The organism is Pontibacter rufus, assembly GCF_015694705.1.
GTDB lineage: Bacteria > Bacteroidota > Bacteroidia > Cytophagales > Hymenobacteraceae > Pontibacter > Pontibacter rufus.
In genome coordinates this window covers 64,980-86,428 of sequence record NZ_JADQDR010000008.1, presented here as the reverse complement: position 1 = coordinate 86,428, position 21,449 = coordinate 64,980, and the positions used below count along the sequence as shown (strand labels likewise).

Genomic DNA, 21,449 nt, shown 5'->3' with positions numbered 1-21,449 from the left:
GCACGTCTCCTATTACGGAATGAGGCTGGCGCGGTGTGCAGGCGCTGCTTATCTTTGCAGAAATAATCTATTTAAGCAGTATAGAAGCAACAGAAAAACAGGGTATCGGCCAAAGAAACGAGCGCTCGCTCCATGCCAGTCTCAAGCAGTGGTGCGCCCGCCCCGGCGACAGGTTTGAGGTGCCCGTCGGCACTTACATTATCGACCTGGTGCGCGGAGAGCAGCTCATCGAAATCCAGACACGCAACTTCACTGCTATCCGCCATAAACTGGGTGCACTGCTCCGGCAGCATAAAGTACACCTGCTGCACCCGGTTACCTCCGAAAAATGGATAGTACAGGTTGATGCCGGCGGCGATAAAATCCTGTCCAGGCGCAAATCGCCTTTTAAAGGCCGGCTAACGGATGTGTTTGAGGAGCTGGTCCGCATTCCGGGCCTGCTGCTACAGGAAAACTTTTCGCTCGAAATTTTACTGATAAAGGAAGAGGAGGTGCGCTGCCGTGACGGCAAAGGCAGCAAACACCGCAAGCGTGAAAGTATAAAAGACAGGCGCCTGGTAGAAGTGGTGGAAACGCACCGTTTTAACTGCCCCGGCGATTTTATGATTTTCCTGCCATCCACGTTGCCGCAGCCTTTCTCGAACAAGGATCTGGCAAGCGCCCTGCAACTGCCCCTGCACCGCTGCCGCCAGATAACGTATACCCTCCGTAAAATGGAAGCGATTTGCCTGGCCGGTAAAAACCGTAACGAGTTGCTGTTTCGCTACGCCGGCAATTAACACAGCAAACTTATACTTATATCCTTCTACTTATCTAAACAAACTATAACATGTCACAACTCTTCAGCCCCTTAAAGCTCAGAAGTATAACGCTCAAAAACAGAATAGTCGTTTCGCCTATGTGCATGTATAGCAGCACAGACGGCTTTGCCACCAACTGGCACCTGGTGCATCTGGGGAGCAGGGCCGTGGGTGGCGCCGGACTTGTAATGACGGAGGCAACAGCGGTGGCACCGGAAGGCAGGATTACGCCCGATGATCTGGGCATCTGGAAAGACGAGCACATCCCGATGTTAAAGCGCATTACCGGTTTTATACTGGAACATGGCGCTGTGCCCGGCATGCAACTGGCTCATGCCGGACGGAAAGCGAGCCACCGCAGCCCCTGGAAAGGCAGCACCGCCATACCTGCCACTGAAGGCGGCTGGCAGACGGTAGCGCCCAGCGCCATGCCGTTTACGGACGCCGAACCGCAGCCTGCTGCACTTACCCGCGAAGGCATTTCCAAAGTGATTTCAGATTTTCAGGAAGCGGCTAAAAGAGCCCTTGAGGCCGGCTTTCAGGTAATCGAAATTCATGCGGCGCATGGCTACCTTATACATGAGTTTATGTCGCCGCTCAGCAATAAAAGAACAGACAATTATGGCGGATCTTTCGAAAACCGCATCCGGCTGTTGCTGGAAGTAACTGAAAGTGTCCGGCAGGTATGGCCGCAGGAATATCCGCTGCTGGTACGCATCTCGGCAACGGATTGGGCCGAAGGCGGCTGGACGGATGAAGATTCTGTAGCGCTCGCCGCTATACTTGAGCACAAGGAAGTTGATTTGATAGACTGCTCTACCGGCGGAAATGTGGCGCACGCCAAAATACCGGTAGAACCCGGCTACCAGGTGCGTTTTGCCGAGCGCATCAGAAAGAATACAGGCATGAAAACCGGCGCTGTGGGCATGATAACTACCGCGCAGCAGGCAGAAAGCATTATAGCAGACGGCAAAGCAGATCTGGTGTTGCTGGCCAGGCAAATGCTGCGCGACCCATACTTTCCGTTGCATGCTGCCCGGGAGTTGGGCGCCGATATGCCGTGGCCGCCCCAGTATGAGCGGGCCAGGCCACGGTAGCTTCCTGCAGGTATAAAAGCAGGCTGTAGAGAGCTGCTTTTATACCTGCAGCCGATCCATTTTATGGCCGATGTCGCTGCCGGACTTTACCAGAAAGGCATCATAATATCCCTGCTCCTTGCCAACGGTAATGTGTATAAAAACCTCGTCCGGCTGCAGCCAGTTGCCCAGACTGGGGCTGTCGTTAGCGGAGAGAAACTGTTTTGCGCTCTCATCCCGGCCACTTTGCAAGCCGAAGAAGCTCACATGCGAGGCGAAATCACCAAATATATCTTCGGGCAGGCCTTTTAGCTCCTCCGGCGACGAAAGCTTAAATAGCAGGCTGGTGATGGATGCATCTTTGTTAGCGCTTGATCCCTCAAAACCCTTATCCACACCCAGACCGGTTAAATCGTTCGAAACTACATTATAGATCCAATTGGAGTTGGTCACGCTGTCGGTGAAAGGTTTGGCGACAAGGTCGGGGGTGTAGCGCAACAGGCCATAAACGGTATAACCTTCCAGCAGCGCTTTGGCCCAATCCAGGTAAGTGTGCAGCCGCTCCTGCGAATTTTCCATAGGCGCTGTAGCCGCATTTCCTTCCGGCTTGCCGCCCACTATTTTGTAGCAATGTAAATTGCCTTCCTTATACTTGTTTACGTCCATAGCCATACCTATCCTTTTATGGTTTAAATTAATCTACGCAGGTGTGCGGGCCGCTGTTCAAATCAGGAATCTCAGCCGGCAACACTATCTGTTATTTTGAGGATGTCGCTGCTCAGCCTTTGCATAAATTCCAGTTGCTCCCGAAGTCCGGGATCTGCGGTTTCCACCATACCCTTATGCTCCGGGTCCGGAACGGCGGCTATACTTTCGGGGCTATTATCGGAAGCAGCAGGATCTAACCTGCGGACTCCTTCGTTCAGCATGGCCAACGCCCGCCTCACCGGGCGAAGGCTTTCGGCTGACAGCACCATCTTGTAGTCCTGATCAAGTATGGCAGAAGAAAGCGTGGCGATGCTGGAAAACAGGATATGATTGAGCACCACGAATTTATGTACTTCCTTGCTGTTGCGCTGTGTCCGTTTTGGCTCCGACAACATCCGCTGGAAGGCGCCGGAGAGGTTGGCTGCACTTACGTATACTTCCTTGCGAGCCAGCCTGTAGTCCAGCGTTTCCACATCTCTCCCGGCCAGGCTTTCTGCCAGGCGCAGCAGATAATTGCTGTTGGCTTTCAGCATGTCGCGCATCAATCCTTTAATGGTATGAGATTCCCAGCTCGGGAAAATAATGTAACTGGCCGTAAAAGCAATGGCGGAGCCAATCAGGGTATCTAAAATCCGCTCCTCCACCAAATCCAGGTGCCCTATTCCTAAAAAGCTGAAAAGAATGAGGATATAGGGCGTCATAAAAATAACGCTGATCACATAATTAATGCGAATAAAGCTATACGTGCCTACCATCAGGAAAAGCAGCAACACAAACTGCACGGTTTTATCCGGGATAAGGTGTAGTATAACAATGCCGATAAGGCCGCCTGTTACGGTACCGGTAATGCGCTGGTAATTGCGCTGCTTGGTCAGGCTGAAGCCCGGTTTCAGGATAACGATAATGGTGAGCAGTACCCAGTAGCTATGATGCCCGTAAATAATAAACTTGGTTACAACAAAGCCAAAAAGGCAAACTATCGCTACCCGGAAGGCGTGTTTGAATACGGAGGAACTGAACGTGAGATTATCGAAGAACTTGCCTGCATCAAAGCCCTCATGCGACACAAACCTCCTGTATTCCAGGTTGCTTCTCCCGGCGGGAACGGCGGCAGGGGGTTGCGTATCGAAATAGGCGCTTATGCTGTTGAGCCGCTGCATCAGGTGGCGCAGGTTTACGAGTATCTTTTTCAGGGCCAGGTTGCTGCCGCCCTGCCCGCGCTCGCCTACCGCATCTATTGTAGTTTTTAGCTGCTCCAACGCATTGTTCAGATCCAAGCTTCGCCTGTTATAGTGGGTGTTCGACTGGATGGCTACTCCCACTTCATCCAGCTCTTCGGAAATTTGCCTGATCAGGTCTGCTATCAGTTCCAGCACACCCGTTGTCCCGAACCGCTCCCGGATGGTAGCATAATCGTAGTGGCTGGCTGTTATCTGTTCATATAAATCCACCACGTCCACAAAGGTCAGCAGCAGCGTGCGGCTGGCCGGGATAGACTCTTTCATCAGCTGGCGGCTCTTAAACAACAGCTCGCGCACAGCATCCTGCTTCTGGCTGACCACCACCTGCTGCGACACCACTTTGTCGTAGTCCCGTTGCAAATCAGTTTTCAAAGTATAAAATTCCGCTTTCAGGCGCAGGAATTTTGCTATCTCATGAATGCACTCGCCGAGCGCCTGCTGCGCCTGCCGGAAAGGCCGTATCTGAAACGTTAGCAGGCTGAACAGCATATACCACAGGCCGCCGCCAAGTATAAGCGCGCTATAGCCCGGCACCTGTTCCGGCTCCAGGCGATTGTCCATCATCAGGATCATTACCAGCAGAGCGGCAGTACCGAGCGCAGCGGCACGGTTTCCGTACACCACAAACATCGAGAAGAAAAAGCTGAGCAGCAGCACCTCCAGGCCCATTGTCCAGATGCTGAGGCGGGCATAGCCGGTAAGCAGGGCTACGGCAAAAATAAACAGATTGCAGTACAGCATGCCATTGCGCTTATGCACCACAGGCCCCGGCGAGTCGGCGATGCTGACGCAGAGCGCACCCAGCGAAAGGGTGAGCCCGGTCTCGAACTGCCCCAGCCAGTAAAACAGCAGCGAAGGCAGCAACACGCCGAACGTGATGCGTAAGCCGTCGGAGAAGTACTGGCTGAAGAAGAAATACTGTATGCTGCGTGCCTTGTTATTCATTACTGTTGTTCATCATAAAACTTTGTCGCTCTGCCTGCACCGGAAGTATAGCTCTGTACTACGTGCTTCGGGCCGGCTAAGCCGTTCAGGTTTTTTCCGGCAGGGCGGGCAAGTATAAAAAGTATTTGCCGGATGCGTAAGCCGGCGCCATAAAAATTATGTAATTCCCGGGAATACAGGTTTTCGTACAGCGTAAACTTTCAGGTAAAGCCGGAACATACCGGCCGCTTTTTTTGCCGGATGCCTGCGGGCACAGTCTTCTCCTGCCGGCACATTGGCTGAAGCTTAAATCCGTTATAAAATTGCCTACATATACGTTTACAGACGGCCTGGTTTAAATTGGAGCTCCAAATCCTGTTCCTTCTATCATAAATTTAACTACATTGTGGGCTGTTTAGAAGCGATGGCTTTTTACGCAGCAAGAGCAGGCGGCCCGCGTGGCAGTAAACGAATTATTAACTTAAACCAAAAACTGAAATGGCAGGAATTTCACCTTCTACCAGAACCGAAACGGCTAACGTCGGCTATGATAACACGCAGAATTACAGGGGCCCGCTCATTGTTGTTACGCTGCTGTTTTTTATGTGGGGCTTTATCACCTGCATGAACGACATCCTGATACCAAAGCTGCAGGAAGTGTTTACGCTCCAGCACTGGCAGGCCATGCTTATCCAGACAGCCTTCTTCGGCGCTTATTTTATCGTTTCGCTGCTTTATTTTATTTTTTCGATGACCAAAGGCGACCCGATAATGCGCATCGGGTATAAAAACGGCATTATTGTCGGGCTGGTAATTGCCGCCATCGGTTGCGTGCTCTTTTATCCTGCAGCTGATTACGAGAGTTACGGCTTCTTTCTGCTGGCGCTGTTTGTGCTGGCTTCGGGCATTACTATTCTGCAGATTGCCGCCAACCCCTACGTTACCATACTTGGCCCGCCGGACAGCGCCGCCAGCCGCCTGAACCTGACACAGGCCCTGAACTCGCTGGGCACCACCGTGGCGCCCGTGATAGGCGGCTACCTTATTTTTGAAGGCGTGCAAACGGCCGGTTCCGCTGATTCTGTACAGATGCCATATCTGGCGCTGGCCGGTGCGCTTATCCTGATTGCAGTGCTGATTAAGATTGCCAGGCTGCCGCACGTAGCCGGCGAAGGCAGAATTATACCTGATGCCGGCGCGCTCAAATACAGACACCTGGTGCTGGGTATCATTTGTATCTTTATGTATGTCGGCGGCGAGGTGACCATTGGCAGCACGCTCATCAGCTTCTTTAAACTGCCCCAAATTGCAGGGCTGGACGAATCCGCGGCCAAGCACTTCCTGGCCTTTTACTGGGGCGGCGCCATGGTAGGTCGCTTTTTCGGCGCAGCAGCCTTAACAGGCTCCGGCAGCAAAGGCTCTAAATACCTCCTCATTGCTATTGTTGCGGCAATTGCTTTTATCGCTGTGTTCAGCATCTATGGACTGGATCAGGCTCTGATTATACTTGCACTTATTGCCATTAACTTTGTGGTGCTGCTCATCGGTGGTTTTTCGGCTAGCAGAACGCTGGGTTATTTTGCCGCCGCCGTCATTGCGCTGCTACTTATTACGTGCTTTGCCACCGGCAGCTTAGCCATGTGGTCAGTCATAGCCATTGGCCTGTTCAACTCTATCATGTTCCCTACCATTTTTACGCTGGCCATCAAAGGCTTGGGCGTGCACACCAGTCAGGGCTCCTCGCTGCTGGTGATGGCCATTGTAGGGGGCGCTATTATTCCACCGCTACAAGGTTATATTGCCGATGTTACAGATAACCTGCAGCTCTCTTTCCTGGTGCCCATGGCGTGCTATGCCTACATCGTATACTATGGCTTCTTCGGCTCCAAAGTAAAACAGGTAGATGCATCCGTTTCAGAAGAGCGCGTGTAAGGTATTTCACACCATAGATAAGTATAAAATACGCCCCGCAGCTGTGTAGCTGCGGGGCGTATTTTATACCTGGTACATCAAAAACCAGCAAAGTATACATGCAAATGAATCAAAGTAGAAACTGAACATTTCCGCTAACCTTCATTGAATCATGCAGCACTTGAACATTTAAGTCCTTGTGATACTTTTGCTTGCCTGTTTACGCCGCCTGATTTTACTTCAGAATGGCCTCTATCTTCTCCAGCTCACCGGTACTGAAATGCGTATTTTGCAGGCACCGCAGCGAATCGGTGAGCTGCTCCGGCGAACTGGCTCCAATCAGCACAGACGTAACTCGCGGATCTTTCAGTAGCCACGCCAGCGCCATCTGGGCCAGCGATTGCTCCCGCTGCCGCGCCAGTTCGTTCAGCTGTTGCACCTTTGCTATCTTTTCCGCTGTGATATCGTTTTCCTGCAGGTGCCCATGCGATTTGGCAGCACGTGAACCGGCAGGTATGCCGTGCAGGTATTTGTTGGTAAGCAGGCCCTGCGCCAGCGGAGAAAACGGAATACAGCCCACACCCTCCTGCTCCAGCAAATCAAGCAAGCCCTCTTCCACCCAGCGCTCAAACATAGAATATTTAGGCTGGTGGATAAGACAGGGCGTACCCATTTGCCGCAATATCTCGATAGCTCTGGCAGCCTCGGCAGGGCGGTAATTCGAGATGCCTATGTATAAGGCCTTGCCCTGCCGCACGATCAGGTCCAGGGCAGCCATGGTTTCCTCCAGCGGTGTTTCAGGGTCTGGGCGGTGATGATAGAAGATATCGACGTACGAAAGCCCCATACGCTGCAGGCTTTGATCCAGGCTGGCGACCAGGTATTTTTTAGAGCCCCAGTTACCGTAAGGTCCTTCCCACATATCATAACCTGCCTTGCTGGAAATGATGAGTTCATCACGGTAAGCCCGGAAATCCTGCTGCAGTATCCTGCCGAAATTTTCTTCTGCCGAGCCGGGTGGCGGCCCATAGTTGTTGGCCAGGTCAAAGTGCGTAATGCCGGCGTCGAAAGCAGTATGCAGAATTTTGCGGCTGTTTTCCAGCACGTCCACATGGCCGAAATTATGCCACAGGCCCAGCGAAAGGGCAGGAAGTTTAAGGCCGCTGTTACCGCAACGGCGATACTCCATGTTGCTGTAGCGGTTGGGGTTGGGTGTATAAGTCATCGGGGTAGTATAGTTGGAAACACTAAAGTAACAACCTAAAGCATGAAGAGACAAATGCAACCTCCTGTCCTGCTGCTTTAGCGGCGGCAAAAAATATAGCTGCAGGTGTTAGTTCAAGTATAAAAAGAAAGCCTGTAGCAATTACAGGCTTTCTTTTTATACTTGAAACAGGCAAACCGGGGCTTATTTTCCGGCATACACCTTCCTATTTGGCTTCATTAACACCTGGGGTATCGTCGCTTGTTTTGTCGCTGGCATTGTATCTGCCATAACTATACTGCTTCTGTACGGCAGCGCAACCTGACGGACCATAGGAACTCGTGCGGCCACCCAGGTAAATATTTGAAGTACTGGATGTACTGCTTTTTGCATTGGTGCTCTTCCGACCGGGATAAACGGGATAAGAAGTATAAGTTGACCTTCGTTCGTATCCACTATTATAGGTCACATAGCCGCTATGGGTGCTGTACTGTTTAGGGTTAGACGGCATTGGCGTAACACTGCCAGTGCTGTGAACTGTATGAGGCTGCTGCGCCCCGGACGGGTGTATGACTACAGGATTCCTGTGCAGGCCTGAGCCACTGTGCAACCTTTCCTGAAAGAAGTGGTGAGGTTGGTTGTTTTCATTTTCCGGCTCTATCCGAAGCAGTTTTGGATACCCGTGCTCAAGCTGATTTCGCGTTTTCATGGTTTAATAGTTAGCATTTATAATTTTCCTATGTTTCAATCATATATGGGATTAAAGCCAATCTTCAGGCACGAAATCAAGCTTTAACCAGAGGGTACTATACTATAGGTATATTTATCTCATCATAAGAAAATAGCAAAACGCAGAACAAAGCCTTCAAGAGCCTTGGCAACTGTTTAAGCAGAACTAACGGCGTTCATACACCTTCCAGCGCGGCTGCCGCTTTAGTTAACAGCCTGCATTGTGTCAGTTGCATTTAAATACAGTACCAACCTGAGCGAGGTATCGGATACAGCCTTTCCAGGTATTGGACCTCCTTATTTATCACCTCGCTGCATCGTATCAACCATGTTTTTGTTGCATCAGTGCTGCTTCCTGTTTATGGTATAATTTTTTACCATATGCTTCCTTATATCCTAATACGTAGCATAACCTTATTTGTAGCAGATAACAGATAAAATAGTGCTTTCGTGCACATATTTTGTTTTTATGGCGACTACTACAGGCTCCTAAACAGTACAAATTGCTTTTAAAACAATTTAGCACAATTTTTAAAGTATAAAGTGTATCTTACTCCTGATTAGTTGCCCCGATATATCATGCAAAACCAGTACTTAATGCATCAAAATTCAGTATTTGCCGATGCTGTAAATTTAACTAATTTTATAGCTTTGTAAAACACCTTTGTGATTACATGCCTGTGCCGACTTGATAACATCAGGTATAACCATAAATATAAACATGTCGCTAAATACATTATACTTGCAGGATTGTTGTTTTGTGGAGGCCAAAGGTGAATTGGATGCCGATACTTACCGGCAAATGATCCAAATTCTGGATAAAGCCATTGCAGCAAAACTCCGCAATGTATGGGTCGACTGCGAGCAGGCTACCGCTGTATCTACGCAGGTTCTAAGAATGATGCTGCAGCACAGCAGCAAAGCTGATGCAGCTCATATCAACCTGGTATTTTACCAGGTTTCGCCCCAGCTGCAAACTGCCTTTAAAAACTCGGGCCTGGATAGTGTGTTGCGCATTGTGCCTACCATAAAAGAAGCTTATCAGTATAGCAGGCAACAGTAGCGCCGGCCCGCATCATACTATCCGGTAAAATCTGAAAGTCCGCTTAACCCTGCCCGCAGAGATTCAGCTTTTTGTACTTTGGGCATCAGAAAACAGGCGCAACTCCCTGTATACTTCTGCCAGCGCTTCGGGTGGGAAATGTGCGTTGAGCCCGCTTGGGTTGGGCAGCACCCAGATACGGGTACTGCCAAGCGTCTGCTCCTGAAGCCCGATGCCGGCTCCGGCGCAATCAAAAGCTTTGCGGTAAGCCGTAATACCCAGAACAGCCAGCACCTGCGGTTTGTAGTTTTTCACTTTTTCTACCAGCCGCTTGCCTCCTTCCACAAATTCTTCTCTGGCCAGTTGGTCGGCACTTACCGTTGCCCTTGCCACCACATCCGTGATTCCATAACCAAGTTGCAGCAATTCTACATCCTGGTGAGGCGCAAAGAGGTAGGGCGTGAAGCCTGCCCGGTGCAGCACAGGCCAGAACCGGTTGCCGGGCCGGGCAAACCTATGCCCTACCACAGCGGTATACAAACTGGGGTTAATGCCGCAAAACAGCACCTTCAGGTTTGGAGCGATAATATCGGGTACCGTCTGGTTAGCAGCGGCAGCCATTTCTGCTTTTGTGGGCTTTTTATAAGGGAGCATACCCCTGTTTACTGACAGCCGAAGATGGGGTTGCACAGCCGGAAAAACGACAGGCCGTCTTCACTACGCTGCTGTTTGCATAGTAAAGACGGCCTGTGGCTGTTATTTCGCTACTTCAGGCGACAGTCTGTGTATCTTCTGCATCCAGGTGCTGGTAGCGAACCGGCTTTGGCGCAATAGAGGCACTTGAGCCGGATGCTGGTGTTGTGTCAGTTTTAGGTTTCATGCGCGCTATAGCTACCGCTTCCATCAAATTTGCCTCACTGGAAAACGGGCGCATACCTGGTATAAAGGTGTAAGTAAAACGATCGAAAAGAATGTCTTTGTCTTTGAAATGCTGGTCAATGCGCCCTTGTACTTCATGGCACTGGCCTACATGCACCAACGTATCCTTCTGGTAAAGGGCGTACATAAAAGTTCCCTGCAGGGTTTTCACCCAAATTGTGTTCTGATTTAAGTGTTTTGCTTTTAACATGTTTTCAGGAAAAAATGACCCGGCAGTTATACTTACAATATTGGCTGCCGGTATTTTTTTGCTGAACAGACACCTCCTCAAACAACAGGCAACCTGTTCATTTTATTCAGAGAGCCTTTTTCATAGATTTTAAGTATTGCCTTCAAATCCGCTGAAATGTCCTCTGTAAGTATAATCTAATATACGTATAGTATGAAAATGATGATACCAATTGTATAAGCAGATCTGCATTTACACATTTAAAATAGTACTTGAATTTCCTCCCAATCCTCCTGATTATGGCTTATATCTTTCACCCAATTCACCCGCAATGCAGAGACTGCAACTTCAATTCACATCCTTACCATAATAACCACCACGTTCACCCTCAATTTAGATACGCTTACATTTTTTAGTATAACCCCCTATACAAACCAAGTATTTATACCGATGTATGTGTCATTTCTATGAGGTTTATTTGTATTAATGTAAACGCTCCCGCTACCAGAACCGACTTAATATGACACGCCAGGTAAATCAAAAACTTAATAGTTTCGAATCTCAGGTTTCGAGCGGAGAAATTGTATCGTTTACGGTTAGTTTGTACCAAACCGGACTAAAGATAAAAGCGGCCGACAAAGAAGCGGTGCAGGAGGTGCCATTACTGGAGGAAATCCTAATACCGCTAAAAGTGTTTTTTGCCGGGGTAGATACCATTGAATATAGTTCTTTTGATTATGTGAGTCTTAAGAGCTTCTTAAGCGCTCAGAACACCCATGAATAGCTAAAGATAAAGCGCTCCACAGCATCTAACACTTAAGGTTGTAAGTCAGGCCTCTATTTGTTGGGAGTGTTGCATCTGTAAATGGGCTATAGCACTTGCTTTTGATAATTACAAAGAGCGTTTCACCGCTATAGACACTCCCCACTCCCGGCCCTGCCCTGTGGCAGTGAGCACCAGGATGCCGCAACCTGCTATAATTCTAACCTTATACTTGTTTTAACCTCCGTATTTAACACGCTTAAGGGGCTAATGAATTTATAAAGTGTGTTAATACGTATTTTACAGGATATGAGGCTTCTACCTTTAACCCCGCGCCTGTAAAAAGGGTACTAGCAACAATAGCTGGCATGCAGATGCCACTTACAACATGTTGTAAACTTCCAACAACTAAAGATCATATCATGAAAATATATACACAGCTATACAATGACGTAAGCTTAACCATAGCAGAAGGTATAACTAACAAGAAAGCATTTAGCAGCATAAAAGATGCGCTGGATGGAGTACCGGAGCACAGCAGGAAACTTTTATGGCTAGACTGTTCGGGTCTGCAACAGATCATTCACTCCAACACCAGTTTCAGTTGTTTTATTAACGAGCTGCTGGCGCTTCGTGCACAACAGGTCCAGATACTCTTGTTTGGACTGGATAACACGACCTGCCGCCTGCTGAAGCTGTTGAAGCTTGATTCGCTTTTCCAGCAGGCCAGAACACTGGATGAAGCTTACATGTTGCTGCACCGGAACCTAGTGGCTGCATAATGGCACATGCCTGCAGGCATGTAAGCACAAAAAGGCCGGCACTGCTGATTATACCAGCGGTACCGGCCTTATTGCTTCTCTGTGGTTTGTGCCACACCGTGCCTGCCGACCCATAGCCAAAGCAGAATAAGTATGATTTCGGCTATGCCGTCCAGCATGTACGTATCCCATATAACATCCTGCATACTATAATAGAAGTCTACAAAAGCCATGGCCGCTGCCCCACCCGCGCCCAGCCATTTTATTTCGGGCGTAACCCGTTTGCTCGCTGCAGCTGCAATTAATACAGCACCAATTACAATAAGCAGCAGGCTTACTGTCCGGACCAGCCACAACTCAACTTTGGGACCTGTTACCCACAAGAAACTGGGCATGTGGACGAGAGGCCATACCCCGAACGGCAGCCAGTAAACACCCTGTATCAGTGCTATCAGTCTTGCTCTGCTCATATCTATTCTTTCTCGCGCCGCAGCCGGCGGTTCCTGTTGTTAACAGCTTATACTTGGCAGGGATGTGGCGCAACACACAAACCACTCCTGCGTACGTTTTATACCTTAAATTGATAAACCATGCAGATTAAAGGACAAGAAACCATCTACGAAGGATTTTATACTTTCCGGAAGCTTATTGTGGAGGAAGACGGTGATACCTTTGAACGGGAGCAGTTCGTAAGCGGCAACGCAGCCGCTGCGCTTGTGTACGATACGCAGCAGGACAAGTATATTTTTGTAAAACAGTACCGCTACAGCGCAGAAATGAACCTGCTGGAAACAGTGGCGGGCGTAGTGGAAAACGGCGATCCCGAAAAGACTATCCGCAAAGAAATTGCTGAAGAAACAGGGTATAAAGTAGACAGGCTGGAGCATATCTGGGACTTCTTTACCTCGCCCGGCGCCTGCACCGAAAAAGTGCATCTCTACTATGCCGAAGTCAGCGGGAAGGAAAGACAGGGCGGCGGTCTGGATGAAGAGCATGAGCATATACAGGTGGTGGCATTAACGGAAGCAGAAATGCTGCGACTCCGGCTGATGGATGCCAAAACAATTATTGCGCTGCAGTGGCTGGCTGCCAGAAAGCAGACACAGCTCCGACACCCGGAAACAACATTATAATAGCTGGCGCGGCCGCGCCAGCTATTATAGGCACTAGAGGTGCAACTGGTCGTAAGTAGGGAAGGTGTAGCGCTCGCCATTGGATAACAGGTGCACCTTTAGATCGCAGACCGTAAAGGGTTCGCCGGTGCTGATTTCGTAGATGTTGGTGCGGGATACGCCTGTACCATCTACTACCGTTACCAGGCCGCTGCCCACTACCACAGCTTCCTTGCCTTCTGTCACAAAAAGAGCGGTATCTTCCTCCAACCCGATGCCGATACAACCAGGATTGGTGGCAATGGCCTGCGCCACACGAACCATACGCCCGCGCTCAATAAAATGCGTATCGATGGCCACATTCTTCAGAAACTCCAGCCCGGTTGTGATGCGCACATCGCCTTTGATGTAACCTCCCTTTGTTTCACCCTCATAAATCATAGGGGTAGACAAGGCTGCTGCCCCGGCGCTGGTGCCCGCCACGATGATGTTCTCGTAAGTATACCTTTCCTTCATGAGTTGCAGCACCGGTGTCCCGCCTAGTATGGCCGTCAGGCGCAGCTGGTCTCCGCCCGTAAACATGATGCCAGCGGCGCGCTCTACCATTTCCATAAATTCGGGTTTGCAGGCATCCTGCCGGTTGCGGATATCCATCACCTCCACTTTTTTTACACCGAGCTCCCCAAACACCTTGGTATAATCCTGCGCCGCCTCGTCCGGTACTGTAGATGCCGTTGGTATAACAACAAGCGTGGGAGCTTCGCCCCGCAGTTCTCCTACCAGAAACTTCAGGATTTCCTGACTCTCAAAGTCTTCGTTCCGCCGCTGTATTTCTTTCAGATCTTTTACACCCTTATCTTCATGTCCGCCTATAGCCAGCAGCCGTCCTTTTGGCACAGGGCTCTGTTGAGATTCATGCTTATGCGATACTCTCTTTTTAGACATATCTTTTGATTATCGTAAAGATTGTGTTCTTTTTCGTCTCTCTAATATAATCTGCCAAACCAGCTTCGTGCCGTGAATCACACTTAAACATACTACTTTGAACAAATAAAGATATACCGATAATTTTATGTATAAACACGTAGATATTACTCCGCTTTGTTATTCTGAGTTTCTGTAAACAGGAATTATTTACTGATGTGTTCAGCTTCGGGCAGAGACAATATGCTGCGCCTGCGTAATGCGCCGGCTCAAACACCGGTCTGGTAACTGCGTATAGGGAACAAACAAAAACATACTATGGAAGCAAATATTAAACATGATGCAGAAGACCTGCGCTTTTACGCCGAACTGGACGGAGAAGAAGCGGAATTGACTTATACTTACACCGAGGACGATGTGCTGGATATGGACCATACTTTTGTGCCACCGTCGCAGCGCGGCAAAGGCATAGCAGACCAGTTGGTAAAAGCCGGGCTGGAATTTGCCAAATCGCAGGATTTTAAAATTGTAGCTTCCTGCCCCGTTGTAGAAGCTTACGTGCAACGGCACCCGGAATACCAGGATCTGGTAAAGGAAGTATAAACTACCGCCACGCAAATTCATAAAAGCGCTGCCGCTCCATTCAGCTGAGCGGCAGCGCTTTTATGTGAGCTGTAGCAATACAGTTACTGCTTTGATAACGGGTGTTTGGCAGTACCTTAGCAAATATGTATCTTGCTGCAGCTGCTGTATACCTGGTTTTAAGTATAAATAAAGGGGCACAAGTATCAGGTATCAAGACACAAGACTTTTCATGCACTATTTGTGTGGTGTCCAAAGCCTTGGGGCCCGGAAGCCTTTGTGTATAGTGAAAGTTAATTTTCCCGGGTACTTATTTTTAAACCTGTGTAAAGTATAATCATTTTGGCAGGCTACTTGCAGCCCTCAGCCTGAAGTATAAATTAGCACGATAAACACTATCAAAAATATCCGGATTACGCCATGTTCCTTCGTTCCCTCTTCCTTGCCCTGCTTTCTTTTGTTTCGGTTGCTGCCGTGGCGCAGGTGCCTGCCTTCACGCACCAGGATACGCTACGGGGTGCCATTACGCCCGAACGCGCCTGGTGGGATTTAACGTATTACCACCTCAACATCCGCGTAAACCCGGCCGACAGCACCATCCGGGGCGTAAATACGGTGCAGTACAAAGTGCTCTCGCCAAACCAGCGTATGCAGCTTGACCTGCAGGAGCCTATGCGCATCGAAAAAATAGTACAAAACGGGCAGGAACTAACCTATACCCGCGACGGCAGCGCTTATTTTATTCAGTTGGCAGCGCAGCAGCGCCCCGGCGATGTGAATGAGGTGGAAGTATACTATGGCGGCCAGCCGCAGGTGAGTGAAAACCCACCCTGGAGCGGCGGCCTTACCTGGAAACAGGACGCTAACGGCAACCCCTTTGTGGCTACCTCCTGCCAGGGCGACGGCGCCAGCCTGTGGTGGCCCTGCAAAGACCATATGTACGACGAGGTGGACAGCATGCTGATTAGCGTAACCGTGCCCGAGAAGCTGATGGATGTATCCAACGGGCGCCTCCGCAAAGTAGACCAGAACAACGACGGCACAAAAACCTTCCATTGGTTTGTATCCAACCCCATCAACAACTATGGCGTGAATGTGAACGTGGGTGATTATGTTCATTTTTCTGAAACGTTTCAGGGCGAGAAAGGGCCCCTAGACTGCGATTACTACGTGCTGCGCAATGATCTGAGCAAAGCCAAAAAGCAGTTTAAAGAGGTAAAACGCATGCTCACTGCTTTTGAGCACTGGTTCGGCCCTTACCCTTTTTATGAAGACAGCTACAAACTGGTGCAGGTGCCATACTTAGGCATGGAACACCAGAGTTCGGTTACGTATGGCAACGGGTTTAAGAACGGATACTTAGGCCGCGACCTGAGCGGCACCGGCTGGGGGCAGAAGTTCGACTACATCATTGTGCATGAGTCGGGCCATGAGTGGTTTGCCAACAACATTACTTACAAAGACATTGCCGACATGTGGATTCACGAGAGTTTTACGGATTACTCCGAATCCCTCTTCTTGGATTATTTCTACGGCACGAAGGCGGCCAATGAATACGTGATTGGCCTGCGCAAAAACATCAAAAACGACCGCCCCATAATTGGCTACTACAACGTAAACAACAGCGGCTCCGGCGACATGTACTACAAAGGCGCCAACATGCTGCACACGCTCCGCCAGATAGTAAACGACGATGCCAAATGGCGCAGCATCCTGCGCGGGCTCAACAAGGAATTTTACCACCAGACAGTAACAACACAGCAAATAGAAGATTATCTCAGCGCTCAGGTTGGCAGCGATCTGTCTCCTTTCTTTGACCAGTACCTGCGCGATGTCCGGATTCCGGAGCTGGAATATCAACAGACGGGCAGCACTTTGAAGTATAGATGGAATAACACGGTGGCAGGTTTTAATATGCCCATAAAAGTGCTGATAAACGGCAAAGAAAAGTGGCTGAAGCCCACCACTACCTGGCAGGAACTGCGTGGTGTAACGCCAAAAGCAAGTATAAAAGTTGATCCGAATTTTTATGTAACAGCAACCAGCGCAGCTGCCGCAGGCACAAAGTAAAGTAGCCGTTATTCCTGCACTTTATCTATCGTCTTGCGTTTTTGTGCTTTTACCTGTTTAAAATGACTAGGCGTAAGGCCGGTTATTTTCTTAAACTGTCCCGATAAATGCGCTACGCTGCTATAGCCCAGCTCGTACGCTATCTCTTTCAGGCTCAACTCATTGTACACCAGCAGTTCTTTGGCTTTTTCTACCCGCTGCAAAATTACGTACCGCTCAATCGTGAGGCCCTCTGAGGAAGAGAAGAGCGAACTCAGGTAATTATAGTCCAGTCCCACCTTTTGGGCGATATAGTCTGATGTGTTGATGTGCAGTTCCTGGTGCTGCCGGTCGTGAATCAGGGCAATAACGGCAAGCTTTACCTGCTCTATCAGCTTTGTTTTGCGATCATCCAGCAGCTCAAAACCATTCTCTTCCAGCATCTGCCGTATTGCCTGCAGATCCGGCGCACCGGCAGCTTCGATCTCAGCCTCGCCCAGATCTATTTCCCGCACCTGGTAGCCCAGTTTCGTGAGTTCTTCTGCCACCACCTTTTTGCAGCGGTCGCACACCATATTTTTAATGTATAGTTTTGTCGTGCTCATGTTTTTATTAATGCTCCAAATCTATAAACTTAGCCATAAACATTTGTTATACTTTTACGGCACATGTTTATATAATTTATGCAACCGGACAACCGCTCCTGAATGATAATAAACCTAAGCTGCCGCAACCTATAGCAAAATAACAGCTAAAAGCGCATACGCATATACCAGCATTTCTCTGTTATTGCTCAGGTAAACGGGCCAGCATTTCCGGCTGCCTGCCACAAAATTCAGAAAGCAGGCGTTACTGTTTCTGTGCGGGAAACCGGTTTTGTACGGCGCTTTTGTTTTATGCGGGATTTTAAGTTTATTGCATCATACCAGTTACAGCAGCACAAGCATCCAGCCTTTTGTTATGTCCGAAAACGCGCCTGATTATATCCGGATTCATGTAAACAGGGAAAAGCACCTGATGCATTCCATCTGGCTCCGTGACGTCAGCAGCGAGCAATTGCGGGCAGGCGTGCTTCAGTTTTTGCAGATTATTCAGCAGGAGGATATCTGGTACTGGATAGTTGATGCCCGCCTGCTGCGCAGCCCTTCTGTTACGGATCAGCGGTGGATTCTGAAGGAGGTTTCGCCGGTTCTTATCGCTTCCAACCTCCGGAAGCTGGCCCGTATCGGCAACAGTGATGTGTTTACCTATATGGCATATGAAAATATTGTAGAAAAAACACACGAGCAGTTTACAGTTAAAACAGCTTTTGCCCAGTTTACCACCTACGAAGCCGCACTGAACTGGATAAATTTAATTGACTGACGCACACTGTAGAGCGAATCTGCCCTGCCATACTTGTTGATAAGCATTAGCAGCTTCTCCATTCTTTGCATCATATTGTTGTGTAGGCCAACTACTGAAGTATACATACAAAAGCCCTCTATAGGCAGCCTTATACATAACATAAGGTGATTTACTCACGCCATCATAAATCAAAGGCCTTTTACCCAACCTGCGCGGCTCATCTTACAGAGGTGGATGGGGCTCTCTTATAGATCACACAACATGAGTTAATTATTTTCTTATGCATAAATCCGGCTGGCAGATGCGCCACGTAGTTTAGGCATAACCTGAGAAATCTGGTAATGCGGCATACGTTGTAAATTACTGTAATACCGGATAGTAAGGCAATGTAGCCAACCATGGATATTGCCGTCAAAGATAAAATTATGGCGGAGCCGGCGTATGTAAACACCGGAAGAGAATGGCCGCTTCCATACCCGTTTTATTTAAAAACAACAGAGTGTTCCAGAAAAGCACCTTTTCTTTGAGAGGTGTTTTTCTTTTATACTCAGGAAATAATCCCGTTCCTGAGCGCAAATCTGATCAGAGTGGCCGTGTTGTTTGTTTGTGTTTTTTCGAGCAGGTTCTGGCGGTGGGTTTCTACGGTGCGCTTGCTCGTAAATAGTTTTTCTGCAATTTCGGCGTTTGTAAACCCCTCCGATATCAGGGCCAGCACTTCCAGTTCACGCCTCGTCAGGTCACGGGGTATTTTATCTGCTTCGGTGGTATGATAACCCTGCGCATCAGGCACCTGTAACTTTTTAAGCATGTCGATGGCTACTTCGGGGCTGATGTACGTAACGCCGGCAGCTACCAACTGTATGGCCGACGTGAGCTCTTCTTTACCGGCATTCTTGAGCACGTAACCCGATGCGCCTGCTTCTATCATCTGATGCACGTATCGCTCATGATCGAGCATCGACAGTACAAGTACTTTTAGCTCAGGATAATGCAAGTGTAGCTCTCTGGTAGTTTCTATCCCATTCTTACCCGGCATGTTGATGTCCAGCAATACAACATCGGCCTGTACCTTCTGCAGCAGTTCCAGCAACTCATTTCCGTCCGCAGCCTCTCCTATCACGCTTATCGTATCAGAGCCATTCAGGAGCGCTTTCAATCCGTCCCTAATTAGTTTATGATCATCTGTAAGTATAACTCTTATCATATCTTTATCTACAAAACCGTACAATTTCAGGCTTAATTTAAATTCCCGTACCGGCGCTTATAACGTGTGGCTACACAGCTCCGGCATAATCAGTAATTTTCAATTAAAGATATAAAGGCTGAACGTTTAATTACACCTTACTTCTAAAAAATAGTACAATTCAGTGTGTGCTTAGCTAAAATGAATTGCATAATTATACTTTCTACAGCAATATAGCCAATTTTATTAGAATAATTTACTCCTGGTATAAGAATCTCAGTATTTACCGAAACATGATTCCCGTATTAATTCCTTACTTTCGGTTGCAGGACGATATATCTTTGATTCAAGTAAACAGGTGTCGCTTCCGGACAATGCCATACGATTGCCTCACTTCAGAAGTAATCGTATAGAACAAAGATGATAGTTATTTCTGCATTGGCTGGGTTGTACTGTTTTGTGTCATGTATCTGAGTGCATTTTATAGTTGCAGAAAACAGTACAACCCGCTGAACGGAGGGAATTATAACAGAGCAAGCTATGAAACAGTTTGATGTTACAACAGAACAGCTTGGGGAGATAGCTATTGTTCGTTTAAAAGGAGAGCTGGATGCTAGCACTTCTCCGGTAGCAGATACGGCCATGAGCGAAGCCCTGAAGAGCACATCCAAAGCCGTTCTAATCGATTGCAGCGCCTTAACTTATATTTCATCGGCCGGCCTGGGCGCAGTACTGTCTACTTACCACGATTGCAATCACCGGTCGGTGCAGTTATTCCTGTACGGACTTCAGCCAAAAATTAAAAGCGTTCTCAATATTCTGGGGCTGGAGAAGGTAATTCCGATAGCTACGACAGAGAAAGAAGCATTGTATGCTGTAAATGGGAAGGCTCTATAATATTTCTATCCTATGGCTGCTGTTAATAGACTTTCCCTGCTCAACAGGCATACGCGTTCAGTACTTGTTATAGTTATACTTGCCCTTAATGATGAACTAACTTAAGCTAATTCGTCCTCCTGTAAGTATAAATTCTGTATTTGTTGAGGGGATCTTACCAGAGAACTTAATATCTGCTCAATAAGCGCCCGTGACACACGCCCATAAGCTTCTTCCGGAATGACAGCTCTGTTTATACTTTAACTTAATTTTGTACAGCTACTTAGTTTCAAGTATGGAATTGCAATTTCCATGTATCTCATACCTGCAGTATAAAGTGGATTCTGATGTTATGGTTAAAAGAGCAAAAGCCTGCTGTCAGCAGGCTTTTGCTCTTTTAACCATTGTAACTTATCGCCACCTGTTATTCGGATCGTAGTTACGGTAGCCGCCCCTGTCGTAGCTGCCGGAATAATTGGGGTGGATCGACTGGCCCCTGTAAGTATTATAGTTGCCGGCGTTATCATCTTCCTGGTAGCCGCTGCCGTAGCCAGACGAGGAGGCATCATCGTTGAGGTTGCCGCCACCACCACTCATGTTGCCATATTCCGGAGAACCGCCAAAGTCGCCGTGGGCACTGTAGTTAGCGCCACCGAAAGCCGACCCACTGTAGCCGCCCATCCTGCCCGAGCCATAGCCCTGCTGGCTGTGGCGCCGCTGCTGTTGCCAGTTGCCGTTGCGGTCAGAATCATAACCGTAGCCGCTGCCCTTATAGCTGGAAACGCCGTATCTCTGGCGGATATCGCTTAAGTTATCCTGGTTCCCGCGCATGTTTTCGTAGTACCTGTTCTCCATATCATAGTCGCGGCGCTGGTAATTTCTGAAACGATCGCTGTCGAAAGTATGGTCTCTATCACGGTGGTCGTAGGCTCTGCCATAATCTTCACGGTCGCGGTCTGCAGGGCCATAGTTGCGGCGGTTCTCTTCGCCAAGGCCGCCATGAAAGTATAAATCCCGGTTATCTCTTTCCATAGTTTATTGTTTAAGGTTAAATAAAAGAACATAAGTATCAGGACACAGGATAATGGATTTTAAAGGTATAAACGCCT

The 21,449-nt window shown here is 48.6% G+C and carries 22 protein-coding genes; 11 read left to right on the top strand and 11 right to left on the bottom strand.

Annotated features, from left to right (window positions below; translation table 11 throughout):
• The first annotated feature begins 35 nt into the window (after positions 1-35).
• Positions 36-779, top strand: coding sequence for a DUF8091 domain-containing protein (locus I2I11_RS14280; protein ID WP_196268410.1), 744 nt, complete (start codon positions 36-38; stop codon positions 777-779).
• A gap of 50 nt (positions 780-829) precedes the next feature.
• A complete protein-coding gene (namA, locus tag I2I11_RS14275) occupies positions 830-1,897 on the top strand; it encodes an NADPH dehydrogenase NamA (protein ID WP_196268409.1) in 1,068 nt (355 codons plus the stop codon).
• Between the two features lie 39 nt (positions 1,898-1,936).
• Here the strand turns inward: namA and I2I11_RS14270 are convergent, their stop codons facing one another.
• Positions 1,937-2,548 carry a hypothetical protein gene (locus I2I11_RS14270; RefSeq protein WP_196268408.1) on the bottom strand — a complete coding sequence of 204 codons (612 nt, stop codon included), beginning with the start codon at positions 2,546-2,548 and terminating at the stop codon, positions 1,937-1,939.
• Between the two features lie 65 nt (positions 2,549-2,613).
• The gene (locus tag I2I11_RS14265; RefSeq protein WP_196268407.1) at positions 2,614-4,770 is read right to left on the bottom strand and encodes an FUSC family protein; all 2,157 of its coding nucleotides are present in this window, start codon (positions 4,768-4,770) and stop codon (positions 2,614-2,616) included.
• A 477-nt stretch (positions 4,771-5,247) separates the two neighbouring features.
• On the opposite strand from I2I11_RS14265, the gene I2I11_RS14260 reads away from it, so the two are divergent.
• Positions 5,248-6,681: a sugar MFS transporter gene (locus I2I11_RS14260; protein ID WP_196268406.1), complete on the top strand. Its 1,434-nt coding sequence runs from the start codon at positions 5,248-5,250 to the stop codon at positions 6,679-6,681.
• 214 nt (positions 6,682-6,895) lie between these two features.
• On the opposite strand, the gene mgrA is transcribed toward I2I11_RS14260, so the two are convergent.
• Together mgrA and I2I11_RS14250 are read right to left on the bottom strand one after the other, a co-directional pair.
• Positions 6,896-7,885 carry an L-glyceraldehyde 3-phosphate reductase gene (mgrA, locus tag I2I11_RS14255; RefSeq protein ID WP_196268405.1) on the bottom strand — a complete coding sequence of 330 codons (990 nt, stop codon included), beginning with the start codon at positions 7,883-7,885 and terminating at the stop codon, positions 6,896-6,898.
• A 205-nt stretch (positions 7,886-8,090) separates the two neighbouring features.
• Positions 8,091-8,573, bottom strand: coding sequence for a hypothetical protein (locus I2I11_RS14250; protein WP_196268404.1), 483 nt, complete (start codon positions 8,571-8,573; stop codon positions 8,091-8,093).
• Positions 8,574-9,314: 741 nt separating this feature from the next.
• Between I2I11_RS14250 and I2I11_RS14245 the strand changes: the two genes are divergently transcribed.
• A complete protein-coding gene (locus I2I11_RS14245) occupies positions 9,315-9,656 on the top strand; it encodes an STAS domain-containing protein (protein ID WP_196268403.1) in 342 nt (113 codons plus the stop codon).
• A gap of 63 nt (positions 9,657-9,719) precedes the next feature.
• Here I2I11_RS14245 and mug read toward each other — a convergent pair whose 3' ends face one another.
• Complete coding sequence (gene mug, locus I2I11_RS14240) at positions 9,720-10,289, bottom strand: G/U mismatch-specific DNA glycosylase (RefSeq protein WP_196268402.1); 570 nt, start codon at positions 10,287-10,289, stop codon at positions 9,720-9,722.
• A gap of 115 nt (positions 10,290-10,404) precedes the next feature.
• Positions 10,405-10,764, bottom strand: coding sequence for a hypothetical protein (locus I2I11_RS14235; protein WP_196268401.1), 360 nt, complete (start codon positions 10,762-10,764; stop codon positions 10,405-10,407).
• A 499-nt stretch (positions 10,765-11,263) separates the two neighbouring features.
• Here I2I11_RS14235 and I2I11_RS14230 point away from each other — a divergent pair, with 499 nt between their 5' ends.
• Together I2I11_RS14230 and I2I11_RS14225 are read left to right on the top strand one after the other, a co-directional pair.
• Entirely contained in the window at positions 11,264-11,527 is a 264-nt protein-coding gene (locus I2I11_RS14230) for a hypothetical protein (protein WP_196268400.1), read from the top strand.
• A 401-nt stretch (positions 11,528-11,928) separates the two neighbouring features.
• Positions 11,929-12,288 (top strand): hypothetical protein, encoded by a 360-nt coding sequence (locus tag I2I11_RS14225; RefSeq protein WP_196268399.1) that lies wholly within the window; start codon positions 11,929-11,931, stop codon positions 12,286-12,288.
• A gap of 68 nt (positions 12,289-12,356) precedes the next feature.
• Here I2I11_RS14225 and I2I11_RS14220 read toward each other — a convergent pair whose 3' ends face one another.
• Positions 12,357-12,737, bottom strand: coding sequence for a hypothetical protein (locus I2I11_RS14220; protein WP_196268398.1), 381 nt, complete (start codon positions 12,735-12,737; stop codon positions 12,357-12,359).
• 120 nt (positions 12,738-12,857) lie between these two features.
• Between I2I11_RS14220 and I2I11_RS14215 the strand changes: the two genes are divergently transcribed.
• Complete coding sequence (locus I2I11_RS14215; protein ID WP_196268397.1) at positions 12,858-13,400, top strand: NUDIX domain-containing protein; 543 nt, start codon at positions 12,858-12,860, stop codon at positions 13,398-13,400.
• Between the two features lie 33 nt (positions 13,401-13,433).
• Here I2I11_RS14215 and I2I11_RS14210 read toward each other — a convergent pair whose 3' ends face one another.
• Positions 13,434-14,324, bottom strand: coding sequence for a cyanophycinase (locus tag I2I11_RS14210; protein ID WP_196268396.1), 891 nt, complete (start codon positions 14,322-14,324; stop codon positions 13,434-13,436).
• A gap of 297 nt (positions 14,325-14,621) precedes the next feature.
• Between I2I11_RS14210 and I2I11_RS14205 the strand changes: the two genes are divergently transcribed.
• The gene (locus I2I11_RS14205; RefSeq protein WP_196268395.1) at positions 14,622-14,906 is read left to right on the top strand and encodes a GNAT family N-acetyltransferase; all 285 of its coding nucleotides are present in this window, start codon (positions 14,622-14,624) and stop codon (positions 14,904-14,906) included.
• Between the two features lie 399 nt (positions 14,907-15,305).
• Positions 15,306-16,955, top strand: coding sequence for a M1 family metallopeptidase (locus I2I11_RS14200; protein WP_196268394.1), 1,650 nt, complete (start codon positions 15,306-15,308; stop codon positions 16,953-16,955).
• A gap of 8 nt (positions 16,956-16,963) precedes the next feature.
• On the opposite strand, the gene I2I11_RS14195 is transcribed toward I2I11_RS14200, so the two are convergent.
• Entirely contained in the window at positions 16,964-17,539 is a 576-nt protein-coding gene (locus I2I11_RS14195; protein ID WP_196268393.1) for an AraC family transcriptional regulator, read from the bottom strand.
• 355 nt (positions 17,540-17,894) lie between these two features.
• On the opposite strand from I2I11_RS14195, the gene I2I11_RS14190 reads away from it, so the two are divergent.
• Positions 17,895-18,299: a hypothetical protein gene (locus I2I11_RS14190; protein WP_196268392.1), complete on the top strand. Its 405-nt coding sequence runs from the start codon at positions 17,895-17,897 to the stop codon at positions 18,297-18,299.
• Between the two features lie 529 nt (positions 18,300-18,828).
• Here the strand turns inward: I2I11_RS14190 and I2I11_RS14185 are convergent.
• Positions 18,829-19,485, bottom strand: coding sequence for a response regulator (locus I2I11_RS14185; RefSeq protein ID WP_196268391.1), 657 nt, complete (start codon positions 19,483-19,485; stop codon positions 18,829-18,831).
• A 519-nt stretch (positions 19,486-20,004) separates the two neighbouring features.
• Here I2I11_RS14185 and I2I11_RS14180 point away from each other — a divergent pair.
• Complete coding sequence (locus tag I2I11_RS14180) at positions 20,005-20,361, top strand: STAS domain-containing protein (RefSeq protein ID WP_196268390.1); 357 nt, start codon at positions 20,005-20,007, stop codon at positions 20,359-20,361.
• A gap of 390 nt (positions 20,362-20,751) precedes the next feature.
• On the opposite strand, the gene I2I11_RS14175 is transcribed toward I2I11_RS14180, so the two are convergent.
• Positions 20,752-21,372 (bottom strand): hypothetical protein, encoded by a 621-nt coding sequence (locus tag I2I11_RS14175; RefSeq protein WP_196268389.1) that lies wholly within the window; start codon positions 21,370-21,372, stop codon positions 20,752-20,754.
• Between the last annotated feature and the right edge of the window lie 77 nt (positions 21,373-21,449).